The organism is Variovorax multivorans, assembly GCF_051216835.1.
GTDB lineage: Bacteria > Pseudomonadota > Gammaproteobacteria > Burkholderiales > Burkholderiaceae_C > Variovorax.
This window is the reverse complement of record NZ_JBPJZL010000049.1, coordinates 1-1,736: the sequence shown is the minus strand read 5'-3', so window position 1 is coordinate 1,736 and position 1,736 is coordinate 1. Positions and strand designations below refer to the sequence as shown.

The 1,736-nt window shown below is 58.6% G+C and carries 2 protein-coding genes; both read left to right on the top strand.

Annotation, left to right across the window (positions count from 1 at the left end; translation table 11 throughout):
* Positions 1 to 445 precede the first annotated feature (445 nt).
* Entirely contained in the window at positions 446 to 1,078 is a 633-nt protein-coding gene (locus tag ACSFCA_RS36490; RefSeq protein ID WP_435462998.1) for a hypothetical protein, read from the top strand.
* 174 nt (positions 1,079 to 1,252) lie between these two features.
* Complete coding sequence (locus ACSFCA_RS36485; RefSeq protein ID WP_435462999.1) at positions 1,253 to 1,453, top strand: hypothetical protein; 201 nt, start codon at positions 1,253 to 1,255, stop codon at positions 1,451 to 1,453.
* Positions 1,454 to 1,736 lie beyond the last annotated feature (283 nt).

Here is a 1,736-nt window from a genome sequence, read left to right as displayed (position 1 = left end):
CACTGAGGCTCGACAGTTCGAGAGCGAGCGCGTATTCGGATTAGCTGCCTAGAGCAATCCAAGTCCTGCAAACCAGTAGTAGGGGTCGCAGAGCCCGGCAGCGACGACCGGCAGTTGTCGTCAAGGGAAGGGCCTTCAGGCTTTTTTCCGAACCGGTGCGCATCGTGCACCGATTTCGTACGCCGACCAGCCACGCGGGATCGACCCCCAAGTTCGCATGGCTCCGAAAGGAGCCCAGGCGAGGCCATGGGTAAACGGGGGCGATCCCGCGCATGCCCGCCGCGGCTGCGACCTTGCAGGTCACGTGCGCTCCATCCTCATGCCACTCACTCTGAACACGCCTTGATACTCGTCCGAGAAGGAAGGGGCGGCTGGAGGCGCCCACGCTTACTGCATCGACAGAACGGACTTTCGTCTTCAAAATCCGCGAGAAACGGAGGGGAACGTGCCCAAAAAGCCCTACAAGACGCTTCAGACACCAGAAAAGCCTGCGGCTCCCCCGAAAAAGTGGTGGGAAATTGCAACCGATCTCATCAGCAAGACCGATGGTCTTATCAAGGCAGTTGCCACATTGCTGGCCGCCATCGTTCTTGTCTGGGGCCTTTACACGCCAAAACCGAACCCACCCCCGAACCCTCCTGGACCTGACACCTCCGACAAAAAGACGACTGGGACTTCGGGCAAAGACGACACCGTCGATGATCCTAACGATGTGGTGCCGCGTCCGCGCCCTAGTGAAACCTTGGTGGGATGGATGTATGTCGGATCACGGGTGGGGCAGTCTTGGTGGCGGGATCACGCGGAGCCAGCCAAGACACTCGACACCGAGGCAGTCCCAAGTCCCGGCTCCCAGTACGACGTCACCGCAAGTGTCTTCCTACGAAGGGCTCCTCCCAACGAATTGCCGAATGGCGATCGTCCCAGCATGGAGCCGATCATCGTTCGCGGAGGAAAGCAGCTCGCTGTGAACCCCGGGATGCGCGTCAAAGTTGACAACATCCGCATGGTGGTCGTGAAGCAGGTCCCCAATGTCGAACGCACGTGGGTTTGGGCCCACGTCACGGTACTTCAGCCCTGAGGCTGCCTTCGCGTGCGCTTGGAATGACCCGCCTGTACGGCGGCAGCACTGCACGTCGACCACAGCATCACTCAGCCTAAGCGCAACACGCATCAAAACTGGAAAACAGTCCTACCAGGGGTCGAGTCGTGACGACATATTCGTGGAGCGCCGTATATCTATGGCCAATCGGACATGGAGAACGACATGCTCTGGATGCACAAGCCCGACCCGTACAAAGACTTTAAGGACGATAGTGAGCGTCGCCTCGCGTTGCGGCATCGTGAGCGTTGGCTGACGTACAGTGTCATTGGTGTTGCCCTTGTAGGTTCGCCGAGGGTTGCCGTATTCAGCTGGTTGCTGTTGAAGCAGATCAAACCGCTGCTGCTGTTGTAAGGAGAGGGCGCTGTGCAACACGTCGCTGAGCACACCGGCAGGTCGCTCCCGGCGACTCCGCGAAAGGCGATTCCCTAGGAACTGACGCGCTTTCAGTCGTTGTGCATTTCGAACCAGTCCGACGTGGTCAAGCTCTTTTGCGCTTCGCGTAGAGAGGATGGGCTTGATGCTGGCTCAAGGCATCCACTGAGATCGCTGGGGCAGGAGAACCTTCCTGACACAGATCTTCATGACGTCCCGCATTACCTTGTTCATTTTGGCCAAATGGTGCTTGACTACATCT